Raw genomic sequence first — 20,485 nt, forward strand, 5'->3', positions numbered from 1 at the left:
CCGAGGGGGCGGGGTCAGCGGCGCGCGTCGAGGAGCTCGTCCTCGATCTCGGCGTCGCTGCGGCCGCGCTTCAGGCGCCGCTGCTCCCGCCGCTGCTCCGCGGCGACGACCTCGGGATCGTCGGCGTTGCGCAGTCGGTACTCGTGCCGCACCGCCCAGCCGAGACCGCCGAAGCCCATGAGGGCGAACAGCACCCACTGGATGGCGTAGCTGATGTGCAGTCCCTCGTCGGCGACCGGCTTCAGCTCGGCGAGCGGCGGAGTGTCGATCGGCTGCGGAACCTCCGCGACGAGCAGGCCGAACGCACTCGTGCGGACGGGCTCGTCCAGCTGGGCGCCGAGGTCCTCGAGCTGGATGGTCGCGATCTGCCCCGCGGGAGCCGAGCGGCCCTCGATGCGGCCCTCGCTCGGCTTGAGCCGCGCAGTGACCGTCACTTCGCCCTCCGGCGGAGCGGGCACCGCATCCGGAGAGTCCTGCTCCTGGCCGACCGGGACCCAGCCCCGATCGACGACGAAGACGCTGCCGTCGACCAGCCGCAGCGGCGTGAGCACCTCGAAGCCGGGGTTGCCGTTGTACGGGCGGTTGCGGACGAGGGTCTCGTCCTGCGTCTCGTACACCCCCGTCACCTCGACGGGCCGGTATTCGAGGGCGTCGTCCCACGGATCGTCGCGGCCGATCAGGCCGTCCAGCGGAACCGGATCGGCCGTCCAGTTCTCGGTGACCAGGCGGTTCGTCGTCGCGGCCTCGTCCAGTCGGGCGACCTGCCAGCGCGAGAGCAGCACGCAGGCGACGGCGAACCCCACGGCGAGAGCGAGGTAGCCGAACCAGCGGCGGGAGAGGACGAACCTCCAGGAGGGCCTCGGCGCGGAAGCGGTCAACGCGTCGTCCCCCGGTCGGTCGTGTAGAGCGGTCTCACCTCGAGCGGGAACTCCCGTGCGGCGAGGAACTCGCGGAGGAACTCGAGGTGCTCACCGCAGGCGAGCCAGGTCTTGCGCCGGTCCTCCGCGTGGATCCGCGGATTCCGCCACTCTACGGCCCAGGTCGCCGTCGTGGTGCAGCCTGCTCGCGAGCAGGTGTGCCGATCGGGCGTCGTGCCGAGCGGGATCACGGCCTGTCCGCCGGCGGCTCGCCGCCCTCGGCGCTCGGGCTGCTCTCGGGCACGGGCGCGGGAGGCGGCACGGGGCGGGAGAGCACGATCGCCCCGGGCCGCTGGACGTTCCCGCTCTCGCCGATCCCGCCCACGTTGGCGAGCACCACGGCGAAGTAGGGGAGGACGATGGCGCCGATCGCGAAGAAGGCGAGCCACCAGCCCTGGGCGAAGATGAGGCAGATCACGCAGACCATGCGGATGCCCATCGCGATGGAGTACTTGATCGCGCGCGCGCGGCGCTCCGCGGTCGGCGACGGCGGGAGGGAGGTGAGCGATTCGCGAGGTTTCACAGCTGTACAAGCCTACGTCGCGCGCGCGGGGCCGAGCGGTGAGGGCGGGATCTCCGGATGTGTTGCGCAGGTCGCCCCTAGGATGTACGGGTCGTCCGGCGTCACCTGCGCGTCGGCAGGAGGGACATCATGACCACGCCCCGCACCGTCCTCGTCACCGGAGGCAACCGAGGGATCGGCTACGCGATCGCCGAGGAGTTCGTCGCCGCGGGGCACCGGGTCGCGGTTACCGCCCGCTCCGGCTCGGGACCGGCCGGCTCGCTCACCGTCGTGGCCGACGTCACCGACTCCGCCTCCGTCGACGCTGCGTTCACCCAGGTGGAGGCGGAGCTGGGCCCGGTCGAGGTCGTCGTCGCGAATGCGGGCATCACCCGCGACACGCTCCTGCTGCGCATGAGCGAGGAGGACTTCACCTCGGTCCTCGACACGAATCTCACCGGCGCGTTCCGGGTCGTCAAGCGCGCGTCGAAGGGCATGCTCAAGCAGAGGTTCGGCCGTGTCGTGCTGATCTCGAGCGTCGTGGGCCTCTACGGCTCGCCCGGGCAGATCAACTACTCGTCGTCGAAGGCGGCCCTCGTAGGATTCGCGCGGTCGCTCACCCGCGAGCTGGGTGCCTGGAACATCACGGCGAACGTCGTCGCGCCCGGGTTCATCGAGACCGATATGACGGCGGAGCTGCCGGCCGAGCAGCAGGCCGAGTACCGGAAGAACATCCCGCTCGGCCGCTACGGGACCGCGGCCGAGGTGGCGAAGGTCACCCGCTGGCTCGCAGGGGACGAGGCGGCGTACATCTCCGGAGCCGTCATCCCCGTCGACGGCGGTCTCGGGATGGGTCACTGACACATCAGTTCAGGGCTTATATCCGTCCGATATCAGCCCTAAGCTGATGCGATGAGCGCAGCCGAGGTCATCGCGGTCCTGGTCGACCTGATCGATTCACGCCGCATCGAGGACCGCGAGGCCGTCCAGCGGGACGTCGAGCGGGGATTCGCCGAAGTGGATCGGGCCGTCCCCTCGCTCGAGCCGCTGCACCCGACGGTGGGCGACGAGTTCCAGGCCGTCTACCCGACCCTCCCGTCGGCGCTGGCGGCGACCCTCCTGGCGCGGCTCTCGCTGCCGGCGGGAGTCGACTGCCGGATCGGTCTGGGCCGAGGCGAGGTCCGCGTCATCGGGACCGGGGTCGCGGGAGGGCTGCAGGACGGTTCGGGCTGGTGGCGGGCGAGAGAGGCGATCGACCGTGCGCACCGGCTCGAGGACGGCGCCGTCCCCACCGCCCGCGGATGGTTCGTCGGCTCCGATTCACCGGGCCCGGAGGAGGCCGCCGTCAACGCGTACCTGCTCGCGCGCGACGCGCTCGTCGCCCCCTGAGCCCGCGGGACCGTCGGCTCGTCCTCGGGACCGCGCGTGCGGTCCCGCAAAGGGTCCTTGCGGAGCAGGAGTCGATCTCGCAGTCCGCGGTGTCGCAGGCCCTGCGCCGGGCCGGTGCGCAGGCTCTGCTCACCGGGTCGAGGCTGCTGGAGGACGCGTGCTGACCGCCCTGCTGCTCGTCCTGGTCGGCGGGTCGGATGTGCTGCGCACCCACCTCGGCCGCACGGCGGCGACGGTCGCGATCGTCGTCCTCGGCACGGCAGCGGCGGTCGCCGCGGTGGCGGGCCTGGGCGCTCCGGTCCTCGGAGCGGTGATCGTCGTGGTCCTCGCCGCCCTCTGGCTCCTCGTCTCCACCACTGAGGCCGGGCGCCGCCCGCCGGGAGGGGTGCGAGCCGTCGTCGGCCTGGCGGTCGCAGTCCTCACGCTCACCGTCGTCGACCGCGCCGCGCCCGGCCTCGAGGGTCCCCTCGTCGACGCCTGGACCGCTCTCGATCCTCCCGCTCCCGGGCGGTCGCTCGAGCAGGTCCTCCTCGCCGTCGGCGCCGCACTGCTCCTGCTCGAGACCGGGAACGTGATCGTACGGGCCGCCCTCCACCGCGAGACCGTGCCGGGCACCGAGCGCGCGACCGTCCGCCGCGGCTTCTCGCTCCGGGCCCGCTTCGCGCGTCCAGCGGAGCAGGAGGTGCCGCAACCCGATCTCCGCGGCGGCCGCGCGATCGGTCCTCTCGAGCGGATCCTGGTCGCCGGACTCACGCTGTCCGGTGCGATCGGGCTCGCCGGTGCCGTCTTCGCAGCGAAGGGGATCGTCCGCTTCCCGGAGATCTCCCGGGACGGCGATCGCGGCTCGAAGGCCGAGTACTTCCTGGTCGGCTCGCTCGTCAGCTGGACGCTCGCCCTCGCGTGCGCCGCGCTCGTCGCGCTCGCGGGAGCGTGACGCCCGCCCTCAGCCCCGCAGGCCCAGGACCGGCAGCAGCTGGCTGAGGTCGATGCCGTCCACCACCAGGTCGGCGCGCTCGCGCACCAGCGGCTTGGCGTTGAAAGCGACGGCGAGAGCGGCGGTCGCCATCATCTCGAGGTCGTTCGCTCCGTCGCCGATCGCGATGGTCCGCCCGACGGGGACGCCGGCGTCCGCCGCCCACTCGAGGAGAGCCGCGGCTTTCGCGTGGGCGTCGACGACCGGCCCGTCGACCGTTCCGGTCAGCACGCCGTCGCGCTGGGCGAGGCGGTTCGCCCGGGCGTAGTCGAGCCCGAGCTCCTCGGCGACGGGATCGAGCACCTCGTGGAACCCGCCGGAGACGACGCCGATCCGGCCGCCCGCCGCGTGCACTCCCGCGATCAGCTCCTGCACCCCGGGCGTGACCCGCAGGCCGGCCCGCACGCTCGCGCAGACGCTCTCGGGGACGCCCGCCAGCGTCGCGACGCGCTCGCGCAGGCTCTCGCCGAAGTCGATCTCGCCGCGCATGGCGCGCTCGGTGACCTCGGCGACCTGCTCCTCGGATCCCGCGTGAGCGGCGAGCAGCTCGATCACCTCGTCCTGCAGCAGAGTGGAATCGGCGTCCAAGACGACGAGGAAGCGGGCAGGCGTCGCGGGACGCTCACTCATGAGGGGCCAATCGGTCGGCCGCGCGCCGGTCTCGCCGGTCGCGCGGAGGCGCAGTGCTCTCGGCCCGCTGGGGTGCTACGGGCGGACGACGACGCCCTTGCCGACGACGGTGATCCCCGAGTCGGTGACGGTGAACCCGCGCTCGCGGTCGTGGTCGTGGTCGACGCCGACACGCGCGCCGGGCTCGACGACGACGTCCTTGTCGAGGATAGCGCGCACCACCAGCGCGTCCGGGCCGATGCGGACCTTGTCGAAGACCACGGAGTCGCTCACCGTCGCGTTCGACTCGATCACGGTCCACGGGCCCACGACGCTGCGCTCGATGTGCGCTCCGGAGATCACGGTGCCGAGCGAGACGACGGAGTCGACGGTCGATCCCATGTTGCCCTTGCCGTCGCGGACGATCTTCGCCGGCGGCGAGTTCAGCTGCGACGAGAAGATGGGCCACTGCTGGTTGTAGAGGTTGAAGACGGGCAGGGCCGAGATGAGGTCCTGGTGCGCTTCGAAGAAGGAGTCGATGGTCCCCACGTCGCGCCAGTAGTAGCGGTCGCGATCGGTGGACCCGGGGACCTCGTTGAGCTTGAGGTCGTAGACGCCCGCCTCGCCGCGTGCGACGAAGTCGGGAATGATGTCGCCGCCCATGTCGTGCGCGGAGGTCGGGAGCTCGCCGTCGCGGATGACCGCGTCGATGAGGGCGTCGGCGTCGAAGACGTAGTTGCCCATCGAGGCCAGGACCTCGTGCGGGGAGTCGGCCAGACCGACCGGATCCTTGGGCTTCTCGAGGAACTCGGCGATCTTCGTGGGGACGATCCCGTCGCCCGCCTCGTCTCCCGCGAGCTGGATGACGCCGAACTGGTCGGCGAGCTCGATCGGCTGGCGGATGGCGGCGACCGTGGCCTTCGCCCCCGACGCGATGTGCGCGGCGATCATCTGCGAGAAGTCCATGCGGTACACGTGATCGGCGCCGACCACGACCACGATGTCGGGCTTCTCGTCGCGGATGAGGTTGAGGCTCTGCAGGATCGCATCGGCCGAGCCGCTGAACCACCGCTTGCCCAGCCGCTGCTGCGCCGGCACGGAGGCGACGTAGGAGTTGAGGAGGCCGGACAGGCGCCAGGTCTGCGAGACGTGGCGGTCGAGCGAGTGCGACTTGTACTGCGTCAGCACGACGATCTGCGTGAGCCCCGAGTTGATCAGGTTCGACAGCGCGAAGTCGATCAGACGGTACTGGCCGCCGAACGGGACCGCGGGCTTCGCCCGGTCGGCCGTCAGGGGCATGAGCCGCTTGCCCTCGCCGCCGGCGAGGACGATGCCGAAGATCTTCTTTGACTGCATGGCTCAACAGTAGGGGGTGGGGCAGTGCGCGGGACCACGGCTGTCGCGAGGGAATCCGCTGTACTACGGTTCGGGTGTGCGAGTCGATCTGCTGACCAAGGAATATCCGCCCGAGGTGTACGGGGGAGCGGGCGTCCATGTCGCCGAGCTCACCAAGGCGCTGCGCAGCGACCTCGAGGTCGTGGTCCGCTGCTTCGGTGCCCCGCGGGACGAGCCGGGTGCGTTCGCCTACCCGGTGCCGGCGGAGCTCGCGCAGGCCAACGGAGCTCTGCAGACCCTGGGCGTCGATCTGCAGATCGCGCAGGACGCGGCGGGCGCCGACCTCGTCCACTCCCACACCTGGTACGCGAACGCGGCCGGCCGCCTGGCGCAGCTGCTCCACGGCATCCCGCATGTCGTCTCGGCCCACAGCCTCGAGCCGTTGCGACCCTGGAAGGCCGAGCAGCTCGGCGGCGGGTACCGCGTCTCGAGCTGGATCGAGCGCGACGCGTACGAGAACGCGGACGCCGTGATCGCGGTCTCCGGCGGCATGCGCGCCGACATCCTCCGCTCCTACCCGGCGCTGGACCCGGCGAAGGTGCACGTGGTCTACAACGGCATCGACCTCGACGCCTGGCACCCCGTCGACGACACGACCGTGCTCGAGGGACTCGGGATCGACCCGTCGCGCCCCTCCGTGGTCTTCGTCGGCCGCATCACGCGGCAGAAGGGGCTGCCCTACCTCTTGCGCGCTGCGGCGACCCTGCCTCCCGAGGTGCAGCTCGTGCTGTGCGCGGGAGCCCCCGACACCCCCGAGATCATGGCGGAGGTCACGGCCCTGGTGCGCGGACTCCAGGAGGAGCGGACCGGCGTCGTCTGGATCGACCGCCACCTGCCCCGCCACGAGCTCTCCGCTGTGCTGACCGCGGCGACGACGTTCGTCTGCCCCTCGATCTACGAGCCGCTGGGCATCGTGAATCCTCGAGGCGATGGCGTGCGGAGCGGCCGTCGTGGGCACCGCGACCGGAGGCATCCCGGAGGTCGTCGTCGACGGCGTCACCGGGCGCCTGGTCCCGATCGAGCAGGTCACCGACGGGACCGGCACGCCGGTGGACCCCGACACGTACGTCGCCGACCTCGCGGCGGTCCTCGCCGAGGTCGTGGCGGACCCGGAAGCGGCCAAGCGGATGGGCGCGGCGGGTCGCGAGCGCGCGCAGAGCGACTTCAGCTGGACGCAGATCGCGCGCGACACCCGGGCGATCTACGAGTCGCTCGTCTGATCCCTCGGCCGGCTCCCTTTAGGATTGGACGCATGCCCAGCGTCGTCTCGTTCTCCGATGTCTCCTTCGTCCGGAACGGCAAGCGGATCCTCGATCACATCGAGTGGGCCGTGGCCGAGGAGGACCGCTGGGTCGTCCTCGGACCCAACGGTGCCGGCAAGACGTCGATCCTCCAGATCGCCGCGGCGCAGAACTACCCCTCCAGCGGCACGGCTCAGATCCTCGACGAGACCCTCGGCCGCGTCGACGTCTTCGAGCTGCGCCCCCGGATCGGCTACGCGTCGACCGCGATGGCGCGTCGCCTGCCGGCCGACGAGTCGGTGCTCGACGTCGTGATGACCGCCGCCTACTCGGTCACCGGACGCTGGAACGAGTCGTACGACGCGGTCGATGAGCGGCGTGCGCGTCGAGTGCTGGCCGAGTGGAAGCTCGATCACCTCGCCGAGCGCACCTTCGGCACTCTCTCGGACGGTGAGCAGAAGCGCGTGCAGATCGCGCGCGCCATCATGACCGATCCCGAGCTCCTCCTGCTCGACGAGCCCGCTGCGAGTCTCGACCTCGGCGCCCGCGAGGAGCTCGTGCAGCTGCTCGGAGGCTTCGCGAAGGACCCGGCCTCCCCGGCGATCGTCATGGTCACGCACCACGTCGAGGAGATCCCCGAGGGCTTCACCCACGCGCTGCTGCTGCGCGACGGCGCGGTCATCGCGTCCGGTCCGCTGGCCGAGGCTCTGACCGAGCAGACCCTGTCGGACACCTTCGGCCTCGACATCGCCCTCACCCGGGAGGACGGCCGCTACTCGGCTCGCGCCCGCAGCTGAGCGACTCGCCGAGAACGGGTCGGGCGCTCCTTCTGGGGACTCCTCGGATCTGCTATTCTCGGTAGCTGGTTCGGGCCCGTTCTCGTGCGCCCACCACCTCTTCCACCCGTTCCCGTCGACGACAGGTGCGGTTCAGGACCAACGAGCGACAGGACACGACCATGAAGACCGACATCCACCCCGAGTACTCCGCGATCGTCTTCCGCGACCTCGCCTCCGGTGAGACCTTCCTCACCCGCTCGACCGCGAAGAGCAGCAAGACCATCGAGCTCGACGGCGTCACCTACCCGGTCATCGACGTCGAGATCTCGTCGGCCTCGCACCCGTTCTACACGGGCAAGCAGCGCATCATGGACTCGGCCGGCCGCGTCGAGAAGTTCAACAGCCGCTACAAGAACTTCGGCAAGTAGCACGTCCTCCGAAGGGCCCTCGACCTCGCGGTCGGGGGCCCTTCGTCGTCCCGTCGGGCGGTGGTAGCGTCCGGGCATGGTGTCCTTCGCCGACAAGCCGATCCTGCCGTTCGTCACAGCAGCCCAGTGGGACGAGTACCTCGCGGACGCGCCCGACCCCGGCGGCGTGCGGCTGAAGCTGCGGAAGAAGGCGGCCGTCGACCCCGGTCTGACCTACGCCGAGGCGCTCGACGTCGCGCTCTGCCACGGCTGGATCGACGGGCAGGCGGGAGCCTTCGACGAGCAGTTCAAGCTCCAGGCGTTCACTCCTCGACGGCGGGCGAGCCCCTGGTCGCAGGTGAACCGCGAGCACGTCGCGCGACTGCTCGAGGAGGGGCGCATCCGGCCCGCCGGTCTCGCCGAGATCGAGCGGGCGAAGACCGACGGGCGCTGGGACGCGGCGTACCGGCAGAAGGGCGCGGAGGTGCCTCCCGACCTGCTCGCGGCGCTCGAGTCGGATCCGACGGCCGGCGCCTTCTTCGACACCGTCGGCGGGCAGAAGCGCTTCGCGTTCCTCTTCCGACTGCAGCAGCTCAAGCGCCCGGAGTCGCGTGAGCGCAGGATCAGGGAGTACGTCGAGCTGCTGCACGACGGCCGCACCCTCACCTGAGCGGGACGCGTCAGTGGCGGACGGGCCACGCTCCGTCGGCGACGAACGCCTCGTCGCGCACGCGGCGCATGTACTCCTGGAACGACTCGGCCTGGTCTCGGCACCAGTCGACCTGCAGGGCGTGCAGGGCGTCGGCACCGACTCCGAGCTCGTCGGCGAACGCGCGACCCAGCGCCTGGGCGACCCGACCGGCGGCGACGGCGTCGGCTCCGGCATCGTGCGCCTCGGTGAGGCTCACTCCGTAGTGCTCGGCGGCGAGGGTGAGGGTGCGCTTGCCCCTGCGGTAGCGGTCGACCGCCTTGTCGATGACGAGCGGGTCGATGACGGGGCTCGGATCGATCAGCACCGGCACGCCCCACCGGCGCGCCTCGTGAGCCAGGAGCGAGAGATCGTAGGGAGCGTTGTAGACGACGACCGGGACGCCCCGCGCGAGCAGGGAGCGCAGGGCCTCCGACACCTCGGCGACGACCTCGCCGGCGGGACGGCCGTGGGCGCGGGCGTGCTCGGTGCTGATGCCGTGGACCGCGCTGGCGCCTGCGGGGATCTCGACGCCGGGATCGGCGAGCCAGGTGGTGCCCTCGATCGGCTCGCCGTCGGCTCCGATCACGCCCACGTGCGCGGTGACGATGCGACTCGTGCGCACGTCGATGCCGGTGGTCTCGAGGTCGAAGACGGCCAGCAGATCGAACCAGGGCGCATCCTCCGCGGGAGCGAGCTCCGCGCCGCCGCGGAGGGGCACCCCGTCATGCCCGACGACGCGGTCGGCGAACGGGGCGTCATCGAACGCGTCGTCATCGAACAGGGTCGGCTCGGTCGCTGCGGTGATGCTCACGCGGACAGCCTAGGCGGGGCCTCCGACATCGGCCGGAAGCCCCGCGGGCGTGCGTCAGCGCTCGTGACCCGCCTTGGCGACGTGCAGCCAGAAGAAGCCCTGCGTGCCCAGCGTCATGGTCAGAGTGCCGTCCTCGGAGAAGCCGGGGAAGCGGCCGCCGCCGAAGAGGTCGCTGAGCGTCGATCCCGGGTTCTCGGGGTCCGTGATGGTGACCGAGACCGGGTTGTGGTTGAAGCTGAAGACGCAGAGCACCTCCTCCGGCTGGTCGCCCATTGCGGAGCCGGAGCCGGCGTAGTCGCGGACGAAGGCGAGCACCGACTCGTGGTCGGTCTCGAGCACGCGCATGGAGCCCAGGCCGAAGGCCGGGTGCCCGCGGCGCACGTGCAGCACGTTCCGCATCCAGTGCAGGAGCGAGCGGGACTGCGCGAGCTGCGCCTCCACGTTCACCTGGTTGTAGTGGTACACGAGCGACTGCACGATCGGCTGCACGAGCTTGCCGGGGTCGGCGGCCGAGAAGCCGGCGTTGCGGTCGGGCGTCCACTGCATCGGCGTGCGGGAGGCGTCGCGGTCGTTGAGCCAGATGTTGTCGCCCATCCCGATCTCGTCGCCGTAGTAGAGGAACGGGCTGCCCGCGAGCGAGAACAGGAGCGCGTTGATCAGCTCGAGTTCGGCGCGGGAGTTGTCGAGCAGCGGCGCGAGGCGGCGCCGGATGCCGATGTTGGAGCGCATCCGCGGGTCGTAGGCGTACCAGCCGTACATCGCCTGGCGGTACTCCTCGGAGACCATCTCGAGCGTGAGCTCGTCGTGGTTGCGCAGGAACACGCCCCACGCTGCTCCGGTGGGGATGTCGAAGGTCTCGGACAGGACCTTCTTCAACTCGTTGGCCGTCTGCGCGCGGAGCGAGTAAAAGATGCGGGGCATGACCGGGAAATCGAAGGCCATGTGGCACTCCGGCTCCTCCTCGGTGCCGAAGAACGCGGCGACCTCGCGAGGCCACTGGTTCGCCTCGGCGATCAGGATGCGGCCCGGGTAGTCGCGGTCGACCATCTGGCGGAGGTTCTTGATGAAGTCGTGCGTCGGCGGCTCGCCCTCGCCGTTGCCCTCGTCGGACTCGTAGAGATAGGGGATCGCGTCCAGGCGGATGCCGTCGACACCGAGGTCGAGCCAGAACTTGACCACGTCGTGGATCGCCTCGTGGACCGCCGGGTTCTCGAAGTTGAGGTCCGGCTGGTGCGAGAAGAAGCGGTGGAAGTAGAACTGGCGGCGCTCGGAGTCGAACGCCCAGTTCGAGTCCTCGGTGTCGACGAAAATGATGCGGATGTCGGGGTAGCGGTCGTCGGTGTCGTTCCAGACGTAGAAGTCGCCGTAGGGCCCCTCGGGGTCGGATCGCGACTGCTGGAACCACTCGTGCTGGTCGCTGGTGTGGTTCAGCGGGAAGTCCATGACGATGCGCATGTTGCGCTCGTGCGCCTTGCGCACCAGATCGCGGAAGTCCTCCATCGTGCCGAACTCGGGGAGGATCGCCTTGAAGTCCGAGACGTCGTAGCCGCCGTCGCGCAGCGGCGACATGTAGAAGGGCGGGAGCCAGAGCGCATCGATGCCGAGCCACTGCAGGTAGTCGAGCTTGGACGCCAGTCCGTTGATGTCGCCGGCGCCGTCCCCGTTCGAGTCGTAGTACGACCGGATCATGACCTCGTAGAACACCGCACGGCGGTACCACTGGGGATCGAGGGCGAGTCCGGGGAGTTGGATCGGCGACGTGAAGCTCACGGTGCTCCTTCTGCTGCTGCCTGAGCGGATGACCGTCACGAGGACGGGGCGGTGCGTCGCGATGCGAGCGCGTGTTCATGCTCCCGGCTCGGATCGCGGCCACGCAAGGCGTTGCGGCGAGAAGTTCGGGGAGCTTTGCCTACGATGGGGTACCGAGATGACCGTCGCTTCGCCCTACGCCTCCGACCTCGGACGACTCCCGATCCGGGAGGCCTCCGCGGCCGTCTCCGGGGCGTCCACCGCCTACTGGACCTACGGTTCCGACGACGCTGCGACGGTGATCGTCCTGGTGCACGGCTTCCGCGGCGAGCACCACGGCCTCGAGCCCGTGATCGCGCGGCTGCTGGCCGGCGGAGCGGACGTCCGGGTGATCGCCCCGGACCTGCCCGGCTTCGGCGCCTCGCCGCCGATGACGGCCCACGCGCACGACGTCGACGGCTACGCGGCCTGGCTCGGGGAGTTCCTCGACGCGCTGGGGCTGCGCGGCGAGGCGGTCGTGCTCGGTCACTCCTTCGGCTCGATCGTCGCGGCCGCCGCCGTCGCGGGCGGGCTGCCGACCCCCTGCTCGTGCTGGTGAACCCGATCTCCGCCCCCGCGCTCGCGGGGCCCCGCGGGGTGCTCACGCGGCTCGCCGTCCTCTACTACCGACTCGGCGCCGTGCTCCCGCGGGCGCTGGGCTACCGGCTCCTGCGCGATCCGCTCGTCGTGCGGATCATGAGCCTCTCGATGGTGAAGACGAAGGAGCCGGCTCTGCGGCGCTTCGTGCACGATCAGCACGACCGCTACTTCAGCGCGTTCGCGTCGCGCGACACGGTGCTCGAGGCGTTCCGCGCCTCCGTCTCGCACGATGTGAGCGAGTACGCCGCCCGGATCACGGTGCCGACGCAGCTCATCGCCGCCGCGCAGGACGACATCACGCCGATCGCCGCGCAGCACCGGCTCCTCGAGGCGCTGCCCCATGCGCGGCTGCACGTGATCGACGGCGTCGGCCACCTCATCCACTACGAGACCCCCGACGAGGCCGCCGCCGTCGTCCGCCGTGCCCTCGAGGAGGGGATCGACCGATGAGGATCGTCGTCGACTGCCGGTACACCCGCCTCGAGCGCCACGACGGCATCAGTCGCTACACGGCCGAGCTCGTGCGCGAGCTGTCGGCCCTGCACGACGTGACGATGCTGATCAGCGATCGCCGGCAGCTCGCGATGCTGCCCGATCTGCCGTGGGAGAGGGTGACCTCCCCGACGGGCCCGTTCGAGCCGTTCGTCGCGCTGCTCGTGAACCGGCTGAAGCCCGACGTGGTCTTCTCGCCGATGCAGACGATGGGATCGCTCGGTCGCCGCTACCGGCTCGTGCTCACCGTCCACGACCTCATCTACTACCGCCACCGCACGCCTCCGCGCGATCTGCCGCTGCCCGTGCGGGGACTGTGGCGGCTGTACCACCTCGCCTGGTGGCCGCAGCGCCGGCTCCTGCAGCGCGCGGACGCCGTCGTGACGGTGTCGGAGACGACCCGCACCCTGATCCGGGAGCACCGCCTGACCACGCGACCCGTCGTCGTCGTTCCCAACGCCGCGTCGGCCCCGGACGAGGCCAGCGCGGCCCTCGCCGCCTCGCTGCCCGACCGCTCCGGAGCGCGCTCGCTCGTCTACATGGGCTCGTACATGCCCTACAAGAACGTCGAGACGCTGGCCCGCGCCATGCGGCTCCTGCCCGACTACGAACTGCACCTGATGAGCCGGGCGAGCGAGGAGACCGTCGAGACGCTTCGCTCGCTCGCTCCGACCGCGAAGCTGGTGTTCCACCAGGGGGCGGACGACGTCACCTACCGGTCGGTGCTCGCCCGCGCGAGCGCCCTCGTGAGCGCGAGCCGGGACGAGGGCTTCGGGATCCCTCTGGTCGAGGCCATGGCGCTCGGCACACCGGTCGTGGTGAGCGACATCCCGATCTTCCGCGAGATCGCCGGAGACGCCGCGGTGCTCGTCGATCCCACGAGCGCCGAGGACGTCGCGCGGGGCGTGCGGACGCTCGAGGACCCGGTGCTCTGGCGGGAGCGATCCGCCCGCTCGCGCGAGCGCGCCGCGGCGTACTCGTGGCGGGGGTCCGCCCGCACGCTCTTCGAGCTGCTGAGGGACCTCGGCCGCCGCTGAGAGCCGGGGTCCTCAGCCCGCGGTCGGGCTGAGCACGTCGTCGAGATCGGCGTCCACCACGACCACGTCGCCGGAGTCGTCGAACGCGACGATCCGCAGCGCGCCGTCGACGATCGCGAAGTCGTGCCGCGAGCCGTTGCCGACGGTGATGCCCTGGGGCGGCAGAGCGTCCTCGCTGAGCGAGCGGAGGAGGCTGCCGATCACGGCTCCGTGCGTCGCGACGATCACCCGTTGGTCGGGGAAGCGCTCGGCGACCTCGAGCAGAGCCTCCGTGGCCCGGGCGACCACCTCGGACCGCGTCTCGCAGCCGGGGATCCGCGCTCCCTCGATGCCGCCAGGGAAGAGCGCCCGGAGGTCGTCGCCGGTCATCCCCTCCGCCTCGCCGTAGGCGCGCTCGGCGAGGCCGGGTACCACGACCGGCTCGGGCAGTCCGAGTCCGCGGGCGATGATCGCGCCGGTCTCGTGGGCGCGCTGCAGCGGGCTCGAGACGACCGCGTCCCAGGAGCGCTCGCCCAGGATCCGCGCGGCGGCGCGGGCCTGGGACCGGCCGGTGTCGTTCAAGGGGATGTCGCTGGCGCCCTGGATGCGGCGGGCGGCGTTCCAGTCGGTCTGACCGTGGCGGACGAGGGTGAGCTGGGTCACGGGGAGCCTCTCGAGGAGCGGGGAGGGCGACGCCCTCGTCAGCGGGCGGGCAGGCGGTCGGCGAGGGCGCGGAGGACCTCGCTCGTGCCGCCGTCGATCTTGATCGCGGCGCGGGAATCGCCCTTGGTGGTGCCGCGGTTGACGATGACGATCGGCATCTTGCCGCGACGGGCGATCTCGAGGAAGCGGATGCCGGAGTTGACGACCAGGGACGAGCCGGCCACGAGGAGGGCGTCGGCGCCGGCGACAATGGCGCGCGCCTCCTGGAACCGCTCCGTCGGGATGAACTCGCCGAAGAAGACGATGTCCGGCTTGAGGATCCCGCCGCAGACGGTGCACGCGGGCACGGTCATGGCCGAGACGTCGTGGACCTCGGCGTCGCCGTCGGGGTTGAGGGAGGACACTCCGGGGTCGTCGAGCCAGGGGTTCGCCTCGGCGATGCGGTCGGCCACGGCGTCTCGGGCGAAGTACTGCCCGCAGGTCATGCAGCGCACCCGGTCGGCGGAGCCGTGGAGATCGACCACGCGACGCGACCCGGCGCGCACGTGCAGACCGTCGACGTTCTGCGTGACGACCCCGGTGAGCACGCCGTTCTCCTCCAGGCGCGCGAGCGCGCGGTGCCCGTCGTTGGGCAGGGTGCTCGTGAAGCGCCGCCAGCCGATCTGGCTGCCCGCCCAGTAGCGCTTGCGGTACTCCGGGTCGGCGACGAACTGCGAGTAGGTCATCGGAGTGCGCACGGGCGCTCCCGCCCCGCGGTAGTCCGGGATGCCGGAGTCGGTGCTGACGCCCGCCCCCGTGACGGCGGCGATGCGGCGTCCGCTGAGGAGTTCGACGGCCTGCTCGATCGCCTCGGCACGCGTGCCGTCGGCGTCCGGTGTCGGACTCGACTCCATCCGCGCCTCCCGTCAGCGGGCCCCGCGAGTGCGACGGGCCCGTCTCGAAGTCTAGAGCGCCCCGGTGCCCTAGGGTGCCGGGATGCCGATCGTGCACATCGCGGACCTCGACCACGCCCTCCTCGCCGACTACCACCGGCTGACCGATGTCGCCCTGCGGCGGGTGCTGGAGCCGGAGGGCGGCCTCTACATCGCGGAGTCGTCGAAGGTGATCGGACGCGCGCTCGACGCAGGGCACCGTCCGCGGTCGGTCCTGGTCCAGGAGAAGCGGCTGCCGGACGCTGCGGAGGTGCTCGAGCGCTTCCCCGAGGTCCCCGTCTTCGTCGCACCGGACGCGATGATCGAGGAGCTCACGGGCTTCCACCTGCACCGCGGGGCGCTGGCCTCGATGCACCGGCCGGTGCTCCCCTCCGTGACCGAGCTGCTCGCGGACGCGCGGCTCGTCGTGATCCTGGAGGACCTCGTCGACCACACGAACGTCGGCGCCGTGTTCCGCGCCGCCGCGGGGATGGGGGCCGACGCGGTCCTCGTGACGCCGCGCTGCGCCGATCCGCTCTACCGCCGGAGCGTCCGGGTCAGCATGGGGACCGTGCTGCAGGTGCCGTGGACCAGGACGCCCGAGTGGGGACCGGCGCGCGAGGAGCTGCTGGCGGCGGGGTTCTCGATCGCGGCGCTCGCGCTCGCCCCCGACGCGGTGCCGTTGGACGTGTACGCGGCCGGGCGGCCCGAGCGGGTGGCCGTCGTGCTCGGAGCCGAGGGCGACGGGCTGAGCCGCGCGGCGCTCGACGCGGCGGACACCGTCGTCACGATCCCGATGCTGCACGGGGTCGACTCGCTCAACGTGGCCTCCGCGGGCGCGGTGGCGCTCTGGGCGCTGACGCGACCGGGCGGACGCTGAGTCGCGACCGCCCCGGCGGGGTCCCCGGCAGCGCAGCGCGCCCCGCCTACGATGACGGGGTGAGCTCCCCGACGCGACCCGACAACTCGCCGCTCGACGTCTTCGGAGCAGTGGAGGCGGAGAACCCGGCGCCTCCCGCCCCCGCACCTCGCCGCCGGATGCGCCCGGGCGCGATCGTGGGCGCCGTGCTCGCAGCGGTCCTCGTCGGCGGTGGCGGGGCCTACGCGGCCACGGCGGCGAGCGCCGATCTGCCCGAGGCCACCGCACTGGTGGCACGGACGTCCCCGGCGGTGCTCGATGCTCCCGCCCTCGCCTGGCCGTCGTACGGCTCGGGAGCGATCACCGCGCTCGGCTTCGACGGTGCGGAGGAGGACGGCGTCCTCGCACGCTACGGCTCCACCGAACCCGTGCCGACGGGCAGCATCGCCAAGGTCGTCACGGCGCTCGTGATCCTCGCGGCGAAGCCGATCGCCGAGGGGACCGACGGGGAGACGATCACCTTCACCGACGCGGACGTCGGCTACTACGCCGAGTCCCTGGCCGAGAACGGCTCGGTCGCACCGGTGTCGGCGGGCCTCGAGCTGACGCAGCGCGAGGCTCTGACGGTGCTGATGCTCCCCTCCGCCAACAACTACTCGAAGTCGCTGGCGATCTGGGCGTTCGGATCGGAGGAGGCGTACCTCGCCGCCGCGCGCACCTGGCTCGACGGGCAGGGCCTCACCCGCACCGTTGTCACCGACACGAGCGGGCTCTCCCCGGACACGGTGAGCACGACCGCCGACATGGTGCGGCTGGGCGAGCTGCTGGTCGCCGATCCGGTGCTGGCGCCGATCGTCGCCCTGCCCACCGCGGACATCCCGGGAGTGGGCACGATCGAGAACACGAATACCCTGCTCGGCCGCGGGGAGTGGACGGGATCAAGACCGGGACGACGGACGAGGCGGGGTCCTGCCTGCTGTTCTCGGTCGACACGACGGTCGAGGGTCAGCCGGTCACCCTCGTCGGGGTGGTCGTGGGTGCGCGCACCCATCCTCAGCTCGCCGCCGACGTCCTGACGCTGCTCCCGAGCGTCGAGGCGGGTTTCCGCACGGTGCCGCTGACGACGGAGGGGCAGGACTTCGGCTCGTACACGAGCCTCTGGGGCGACTCGGCCGTCGCCGAGACCGCCGAGGCGCGGTCCGTCCTGACCTGGGGCGCCGCGACGACGAGCACGACCGTCGCCCTCGATCCGCTCGACACCGTCGAGGACGGATCGAGCGTGGGGACCGTCACCGTCGAGGTCGACGGCACGCCGTACGAGCTGCCCCTCGTGGCCGACGGCGCGATCGAGGACCCCGGATTCGGCTGGCGCCTGACGCACCCGGCCGAGCTGCTCGGCCTGGTCGACTCCGTCGACGACGATGCGGACACCGGCGGTCGCGATGTCGGCGGCGACCTGCTCCGGCGTCGCGTTGCCGGGGGCGGCGGTGCCCGGGGCCGAGGGAGCCGGCTGCGCCCGGTCGGCACCGGCGCGGTAGGGCTCGGCCGACGGCCGCTTGGCCGTGATGAAGTCTCCCGAGGACTGGTGCCGCACCCGGCGCAGCACCCACGGGACGAGGTACTCCCTCGCCCACTTGACGTCCTCCGTCCGTGCGGCGCGCCAGGTGGGCGTCGGCAGCGGCTCGGGCGCGAGGGGCCTCAGGGAGTTCTCGACGGCGAGCGCGTTGAGGACCATCCGCGCGACCTCGTGGTGACCGTGCGGATTGAGGTGCAGGCGGTCGGGCGCCCACATCCGCACGTCCTGGATCTCCTGGAGCGACCACTGGTCGGCGACGATGCAGTCGTAGCGCTTCGCGAGAGCGCGCAGGTTCTCGTTGTAGATCGCCACTTTGCCGCGGATCCGCCCGAAGACGGGGGAGAAGCCGACGTCGACGCCCGTGAAGAGCACCACGGTGGCGTCGTCCGAGCGCAGGCGGGCGAGCCCCGCCTCGAAGCGCGACGCGATGTCGTCGGGGTCGGTCCCCGGGCGGATGACGTCGTTGCCGCCTGCGGAGATGGTGATCAGGTCGGGGCGCAGCTCCAGCGCCGGCTCGATCTGCTCGTCGAGGATCTGCTGCAGCAGCTTCCCCCGGACGGCGAGGTTGGCGTAGGCGAAGTCGTCGACCTGGCTGCCGAGGACCTCGGCCACCCGGTCGGCCCAGCCGCGGTGTCCGCCGGGGCTCGCGGGTTCGGGATCGCCGATCCCCTCGGTGAAGGAGTCGCCGAGGGCGACGTAGCGGGACCACGGATGACGCTGCTCGACCATCCCTCCATTCTGCTCCGGCGCCAGTGCGGCGGGATCCGTCGTGCGGACGATCACGACACGCCCGCCGACCGCGCCGTGCGGCGCTCGATCGCGCGGTCGGGGAGCCGGTGTCGGTGCCGTCGGCTAGCGTTGGCGCACGTGAACAGTCCCTCGAGCTTCGGTCATCAGGTCGGCACCTCCGCTGCGGAGCACCTGTCCCCGTCGTTCCCCGGACGCGCTCCGTGGGGCACGGCGAACAAGCTCCGCGCGTGGCAGGCGGAGGCCCTCGAGGCCTACTTCCAGACCGAGCCGCGCGATTTCCTCGCCGCGGCGACGCCGGGCGCCGGCAAGACGACCTTCGCGCTCCGCCTCGCGGCCGAACTCCTGCACAACCGCACGGTCGACCGCATCACGGTCGTCGCGCCGACCGAGCACCTCAAGCGCCAGTGGGCCGAGGCCGCGCACCGGGTCGGCATCCGGCTCGACCCCACCTTCACGAACAGGATGGGGCGCCACGCCCGGCACTACCACGGCGTCGCCGTGACGTACGCCCAGATCGCGGTCCGCCCCGAGCTGCATCGCGAACTCACGCTCTCGGGTCGCTCCCTCGTGATCCTCGACGAGGTCCACCACGGCGGAGACGCGCTCAGCTGGGGCGACGCGATCCGCGAGGCCTTCGAGCCCGCGGTGCGCCGGCTCTCCCTGACGGGCACGCCGTTCCGCTCCGACACCGCGCCGATCCCCTTCGTCAGCTACCTCCCCGACGAGGAGGGCATCCGCACCTCCCTGACGGACTACGCCTACGGCTACGGCCGCGCGCTCGCCGACGGAGTCGTCCGTCCCGTCCTGTTCATGGTCTACGCCGGGCAGATGCGCTGGAAGTCGAAGGCAGGCGACGAGATGGAGGCGCGGCTGGGCGAGGGCAACACGAAGGACATCACCTCGCAGGCCTGGCGGACGGCGCTGGACCCCAAGGGCGACTGGATCCCCTCGGTGCTGCGGGCCGCCAATACGCGGCTGAGCGAGGTGCGCCGGGCGATCCCCGACGCCGGCGGACTGGTCATCGCGACCGATCACTACGCGGCCCGCGCCTACGCCGCGATGCTCCGCGAGATCAGCGGCGAGCCCGTGACCGTCGTCCTGTCGGACGAGAAGGAGGCGAGCGACCGGATCGAGGAGTTCTCGAAGGGCACGAGCCGGTGGATGGTCGCCGTGCGCATGGTGTCGGAGGGCGTCGACGTGCCGCGACTCGCGGTCGGCGTGTACGCGACGTCGGCCTCGACTCCGCTGTTCTTCGCCCAGGCGATCGGCCGGTTCGTGCGAGCCCGCCGCCGCGGCGAGACCGCGTCGATCTTCCTCCCCAACGTGCCGGGCCTGCTGGCGCTGGCGAGCTCGATGGAGCAGCAGCGCGACCACGCGCTGGACCGCAAGAGCTCGGACGACGAGGAGTACCCCGAGGCCGACCTGATGGCCGACGCCGAGCGGCAGGAGAAGGCGTCCTCCGAGCTCCTCGAGGAGGGGCGCTTCGAGTCGCTCGGTTCCGCCGCGACCTTCGACCGCGTCGTCTACGAGGGCGCCGAGTTCGGCATGGAGGTCGAGGTCGAGAGCGAGGAGGAGCTCGACTTCATCGGCCTGCCGGGGCTCCTCGAGCCGGATCAGGTGCGCGAGCTCCTGCAGCACCGCCAGCAGCGCCAGGCGAAGCGCGCAGGAACGCGGCCGGGAGCGGCCGCTGCCGCACCGGAGGCGAAGGAGAGCGAGATCCCGGCCCCGCTCTACCGCACGCTCAAGGAGCAGCGGAGCCTCCTCAACTCGCTGGTGGGGCTGTGGGCCCGCAACACGGGGGAGACCCACGGGCAGGTCCACACCGAGCTGCGACGGCTCTGCGGCGGCCCGGCGGTCGCGCAGGCCAGCGTGACGCAGCTGCAGGCCCGCATCGACCTCCTGCGGCGCAGGATCGGCTCGCACTGATCCGGAGCGCCTCGCTAGCCGATCATCCGGGCGCTGCGCCAGCCCCTCCGGCAGGATCGGTGCCGCCCGTACTGTTCCAAGCGTGACCTCGCCGCTGCTCCCGATCCGACCGTCGAGCCCGCGCTCCGCGGCGCAGATCGCGAGCCGGGACGGCGACCTGTGAGCCCCGCCGACCCGGGCCTCCCGGCTG

19 protein-coding genes and 3 pseudogenes are annotated in these 20,485 nt (G+C 71.7%); 12 read left to right on the forward strand and 10 right to left on the reverse strand.

The features are described from left to right. Positions 1 to 14: 14 nt before the first annotated feature. The 3 genes from AC0CII_RS04700 to AC0CII_RS04710 are packed head-to-tail and all read right to left on the reverse strand — an operon-like array spanning position 15 to position 1,440. Positions 15 to 878 carry an SURF1 family cytochrome oxidase biogenesis protein gene (locus AC0CII_RS04700; protein WP_465228768.1) on the reverse strand — a complete coding sequence of 288 codons (864 nt, stop codon included), beginning with the start codon at positions 876 to 878 and terminating at the stop codon, positions 15 to 17. After that, positions 875 to 1,108 (reverse strand): hypothetical protein, encoded by a 234-nt coding sequence (locus tag AC0CII_RS04705; protein WP_207402602.1) that lies wholly within the window; start codon positions 1,106 to 1,108, stop codon positions 875 to 877. Before AC0CII_RS04705 ends, AC0CII_RS04700 begins: the two co-directional genes overlap by 4 nt. Then, positions 1,105 to 1,440 carry a DUF3099 domain-containing protein gene (locus AC0CII_RS04710; protein ID WP_207402601.1) on the reverse strand — a complete coding sequence of 112 codons (336 nt, stop codon included), beginning with the start codon at positions 1,438 to 1,440 and terminating at the stop codon, positions 1,105 to 1,107. Before AC0CII_RS04710 ends, AC0CII_RS04705 begins: the two co-directional genes overlap by 4 nt. 129 nt (positions 1,441 to 1,569) lie before the next feature. Between AC0CII_RS04710 and fabG the strand changes: the two genes are divergently transcribed. The 3 genes from fabG to AC0CII_RS04725 all read left to right on the forward strand — a co-directional run bounded on the left by fabG (position 1,570) and on the right by AC0CII_RS04725 (position 3,742). Beyond that, positions 1,570 to 2,280, forward strand: a complete 711-nt coding sequence (fabG, locus tag AC0CII_RS04715) for a 3-oxoacyl-ACP reductase FabG (protein WP_465228769.1) — start codon at positions 1,570 to 1,572, stop codon at positions 2,278 to 2,280. Positions 2,281 to 2,331: 51 nt separating this feature from the next. Further along, positions 2,332 to 2,808 (forward strand): SatD family protein, encoded by a 477-nt coding sequence (locus AC0CII_RS04720; protein ID WP_465228770.1) that lies wholly within the window; start codon positions 2,332 to 2,334, stop codon positions 2,806 to 2,808. Positions 2,809 to 2,965: 157 nt separating this feature from the next. Next, on the forward strand, positions 2,966 to 3,742 hold the full coding sequence (locus tag AC0CII_RS04725) for a hypothetical protein (protein ID WP_465228771.1): 777 nt from the start codon (positions 2,966 to 2,968) through the stop codon (positions 3,740 to 3,742). 9 nt (positions 3,743 to 3,751) lie between these two features. On the opposite strand, the gene serB is transcribed toward AC0CII_RS04725, so the two are convergent. Next, positions 3,752 to 4,411, reverse strand: a complete 660-nt coding sequence (gene serB, locus AC0CII_RS04730; RefSeq protein WP_207402597.1) for a phosphoserine phosphatase SerB — start codon at positions 4,409 to 4,411, stop codon at positions 3,752 to 3,754. A gap of 75 nt (positions 4,412 to 4,486) precedes the next feature. Further along, on the reverse strand, positions 4,487 to 5,746 hold the full coding sequence (locus tag AC0CII_RS04735) for a glucose-1-phosphate adenylyltransferase (RefSeq protein ID WP_465225875.1): 1,260 nt from the start codon (positions 5,744 to 5,746) through the stop codon (positions 4,487 to 4,489). A 76-nt stretch (positions 5,747 to 5,822) separates the two neighbouring features. Between AC0CII_RS04735 and glgA the strand changes: the two are divergent. The 4 genes and pseudogenes from glgA (at position 5,823) to AC0CII_RS04755 (ending at position 8,882) form a co-directional block, all read left to right on the forward strand. After that, a pseudogene (gene glgA / locus AC0CII_RS04740) lies at positions 5,823 to 7,005 on the forward strand (glycogen synthase). Positions 7,006 to 7,037: 32 nt separating this feature from the next. Further along, positions 7,038 to 7,823 (forward strand): ABC transporter ATP-binding protein, encoded by a 786-nt coding sequence (locus tag AC0CII_RS04745; RefSeq protein ID WP_465225873.1) that lies wholly within the window; start codon positions 7,038 to 7,040, stop codon positions 7,821 to 7,823. 161 nt (positions 7,824 to 7,984) lie between these two features. After that, positions 7,985 to 8,233: a type B 50S ribosomal protein L31 gene (locus tag AC0CII_RS04750; RefSeq protein ID WP_068253003.1), complete on the forward strand. Its 249-nt coding sequence runs from the start codon at positions 7,985 to 7,987 to the stop codon at positions 8,231 to 8,233. Between the two features lie 76 nt (positions 8,234 to 8,309). Next, the gene (locus AC0CII_RS04755; RefSeq protein ID WP_465225872.1) at positions 8,310 to 8,882 is read left to right on the forward strand and encodes a YdeI/OmpD-associated family protein; all 573 of its coding nucleotides are present in this window, start codon (positions 8,310 to 8,312) and stop codon (positions 8,880 to 8,882) included. Between the two features lie 10 nt (positions 8,883 to 8,892). Here the strand turns inward: AC0CII_RS04755 and AC0CII_RS04760 are convergent, their stop codons facing one another. Both AC0CII_RS04760 and treS read right to left on the reverse strand, forming a co-directional pair. Continuing rightward, entirely contained in the window at positions 8,893 to 9,621 is a 729-nt protein-coding gene (locus AC0CII_RS04760) for a 3'-5' exonuclease (protein ID WP_207402678.1), read from the reverse strand. A gap of 147 nt (positions 9,622 to 9,768) precedes the next feature. Next, positions 9,769 to 11,484: a maltose alpha-D-glucosyltransferase gene (gene treS / locus AC0CII_RS04765; protein ID WP_207402592.1), complete on the reverse strand. Its 1,716-nt coding sequence runs from the start codon at positions 11,482 to 11,484 to the stop codon at positions 9,769 to 9,771. Between the two features lie 157 nt (positions 11,485 to 11,641). On the opposite strand from treS, the pseudogene AC0CII_RS04770 reads away from it, so the two are divergent. Both AC0CII_RS04770 and AC0CII_RS04775 read left to right on the forward strand, forming a co-directional pair. After that, positions 11,642 to 12,552, forward strand: a pseudogene (locus AC0CII_RS04770) (alpha/beta fold hydrolase). After that, positions 12,549 to 13,631 (forward strand): glycosyltransferase family 4 protein, encoded by a 1,083-nt coding sequence (locus AC0CII_RS04775; protein WP_465225871.1) that lies wholly within the window; start codon positions 12,549 to 12,551, stop codon positions 13,629 to 13,631. The pseudogene AC0CII_RS04770 and the gene AC0CII_RS04775 overlap by 4 nt, the downstream one beginning before the upstream one ends. 12 nt (positions 13,632 to 13,643) lie before the next feature. On the opposite strand, the gene AC0CII_RS04780 is transcribed toward AC0CII_RS04775, so the two are convergent. Both AC0CII_RS04780 and AC0CII_RS04785 read right to left on the reverse strand, forming a co-directional pair. Beyond that, on the reverse strand, positions 13,644 to 14,273 hold the full coding sequence (locus tag AC0CII_RS04780) for a histidine phosphatase family protein (protein WP_251942482.1): 630 nt from the start codon (positions 14,271 to 14,273) through the stop codon (positions 13,644 to 13,646). Positions 14,274 to 14,311: 38 nt separating this feature from the next. Next, positions 14,312 to 15,166: a Sir2 family NAD-dependent protein deacetylase gene (locus AC0CII_RS04785; RefSeq protein WP_207402588.1), complete on the reverse strand. Its 855-nt coding sequence runs from the start codon at positions 15,164 to 15,166 to the stop codon at positions 14,312 to 14,314. 82 nt (positions 15,167 to 15,248) lie between these two features. On the opposite strand from AC0CII_RS04785, the gene AC0CII_RS04790 reads away from it, so the two are divergent. Both AC0CII_RS04790 and AC0CII_RS04795 read left to right on the forward strand, forming a co-directional pair. Then, positions 15,249 to 16,064, forward strand: a complete 816-nt coding sequence (locus AC0CII_RS04790) for a TrmH family RNA methyltransferase (protein ID WP_465225870.1) — start codon at positions 15,249 to 15,251, stop codon at positions 16,062 to 16,064. 59 nt (positions 16,065 to 16,123) lie between these two features. Continuing rightward, positions 16,124 to 17,119 (forward strand): D-alanyl-D-alanine carboxypeptidase family protein, encoded by a 996-nt coding sequence (locus AC0CII_RS04795; protein WP_465228772.1) that lies wholly within the window; start codon positions 16,124 to 16,126, stop codon positions 17,117 to 17,119. A gap of 458 nt (positions 17,120 to 17,577) precedes the next feature. On the opposite strand, the pseudogene AC0CII_RS04800 reads toward AC0CII_RS04795, so the two are convergent. Beyond that, a pseudogene (locus AC0CII_RS04800) lies at positions 17,578 to 18,348 on the reverse strand (SGNH/GDSL hydrolase family protein); the annotation flags it as partial. 138 nt (positions 18,349 to 18,486) lie between these two features. On the opposite strand from AC0CII_RS04800, the gene AC0CII_RS04805 reads away from it, so the two are divergent. Then, positions 18,487 to 20,295: a DEAD/DEAH box helicase gene (locus AC0CII_RS04805; RefSeq protein ID WP_307786020.1), complete on the forward strand. Its 1,809-nt coding sequence runs from the start codon at positions 18,487 to 18,489 to the stop codon at positions 20,293 to 20,295. Positions 20,296 to 20,485 lie beyond the last annotated feature (190 nt).

This window comes from Rathayibacter sp. AC182, from assembly GCF_979253875.1.

What these genes read in the sequence shown, in the direction of transcription:
- fabG (WP_465228769.1), top strand. Translation starts at nt 1,570, where the DNA reads ATGACCACGCCCCGCACCGTCCTCGTCACCGGAGGCAACCGAGGGATC.
- AC0CII_RS04720 (WP_465228770.1), top strand. Translation starts at nt 2,332, where the DNA reads ATGAGCGCAGCCGAGGTCATCGCGGTCCTGGTCGACCTGATCGATTCA.
- serB (WP_207402597.1), bottom strand. Translation starts at nt 4,411, where the DNA reads ATGAGTGAGCGTCCCGCGACGCCTGCCCGCTTCCTCGTCGTCTTGGAC.
- AC0CII_RS04735 (WP_465225875.1), bottom strand. Translation starts at nt 5,746, where the DNA reads ATGCAGTCAAAGAAGATCTTCGGCATCGTCCTCGCCGGCGGCGAGGGC.
- AC0CII_RS04745 (WP_465225873.1), top strand. Translation starts at nt 7,038, where the DNA reads ATGCCCAGCGTCGTCTCGTTCTCCGATGTCTCCTTCGTCCGGAACGGC.
- AC0CII_RS04750 (WP_068253003.1), top strand. Translation starts at nt 7,985, where the DNA reads ATGAAGACCGACATCCACCCCGAGTACTCCGCGATCGTCTTCCGCGAC.
- AC0CII_RS04755 (WP_465225872.1), top strand. Translation starts at nt 8,310, where the DNA reads ATGGTGTCCTTCGCCGACAAGCCGATCCTGCCGTTCGTCACAGCAGCC.
- AC0CII_RS04775 (WP_465225871.1), top strand. Translation starts at nt 12,549, where the DNA reads ATGAGGATCGTCGTCGACTGCCGGTACACCCGCCTCGAGCGCCACGAC.
- AC0CII_RS04785 (WP_207402588.1), bottom strand. Translation starts at nt 15,166, where the DNA reads ATGGAGTCGAGTCCGACACCGGACGCCGACGGCACGCGTGCCGAGGCG.
- AC0CII_RS04790 (WP_465225870.1), top strand. Translation starts at nt 15,249, where the DNA reads ATGCCGATCGTGCACATCGCGGACCTCGACCACGCCCTCCTCGCCGAC.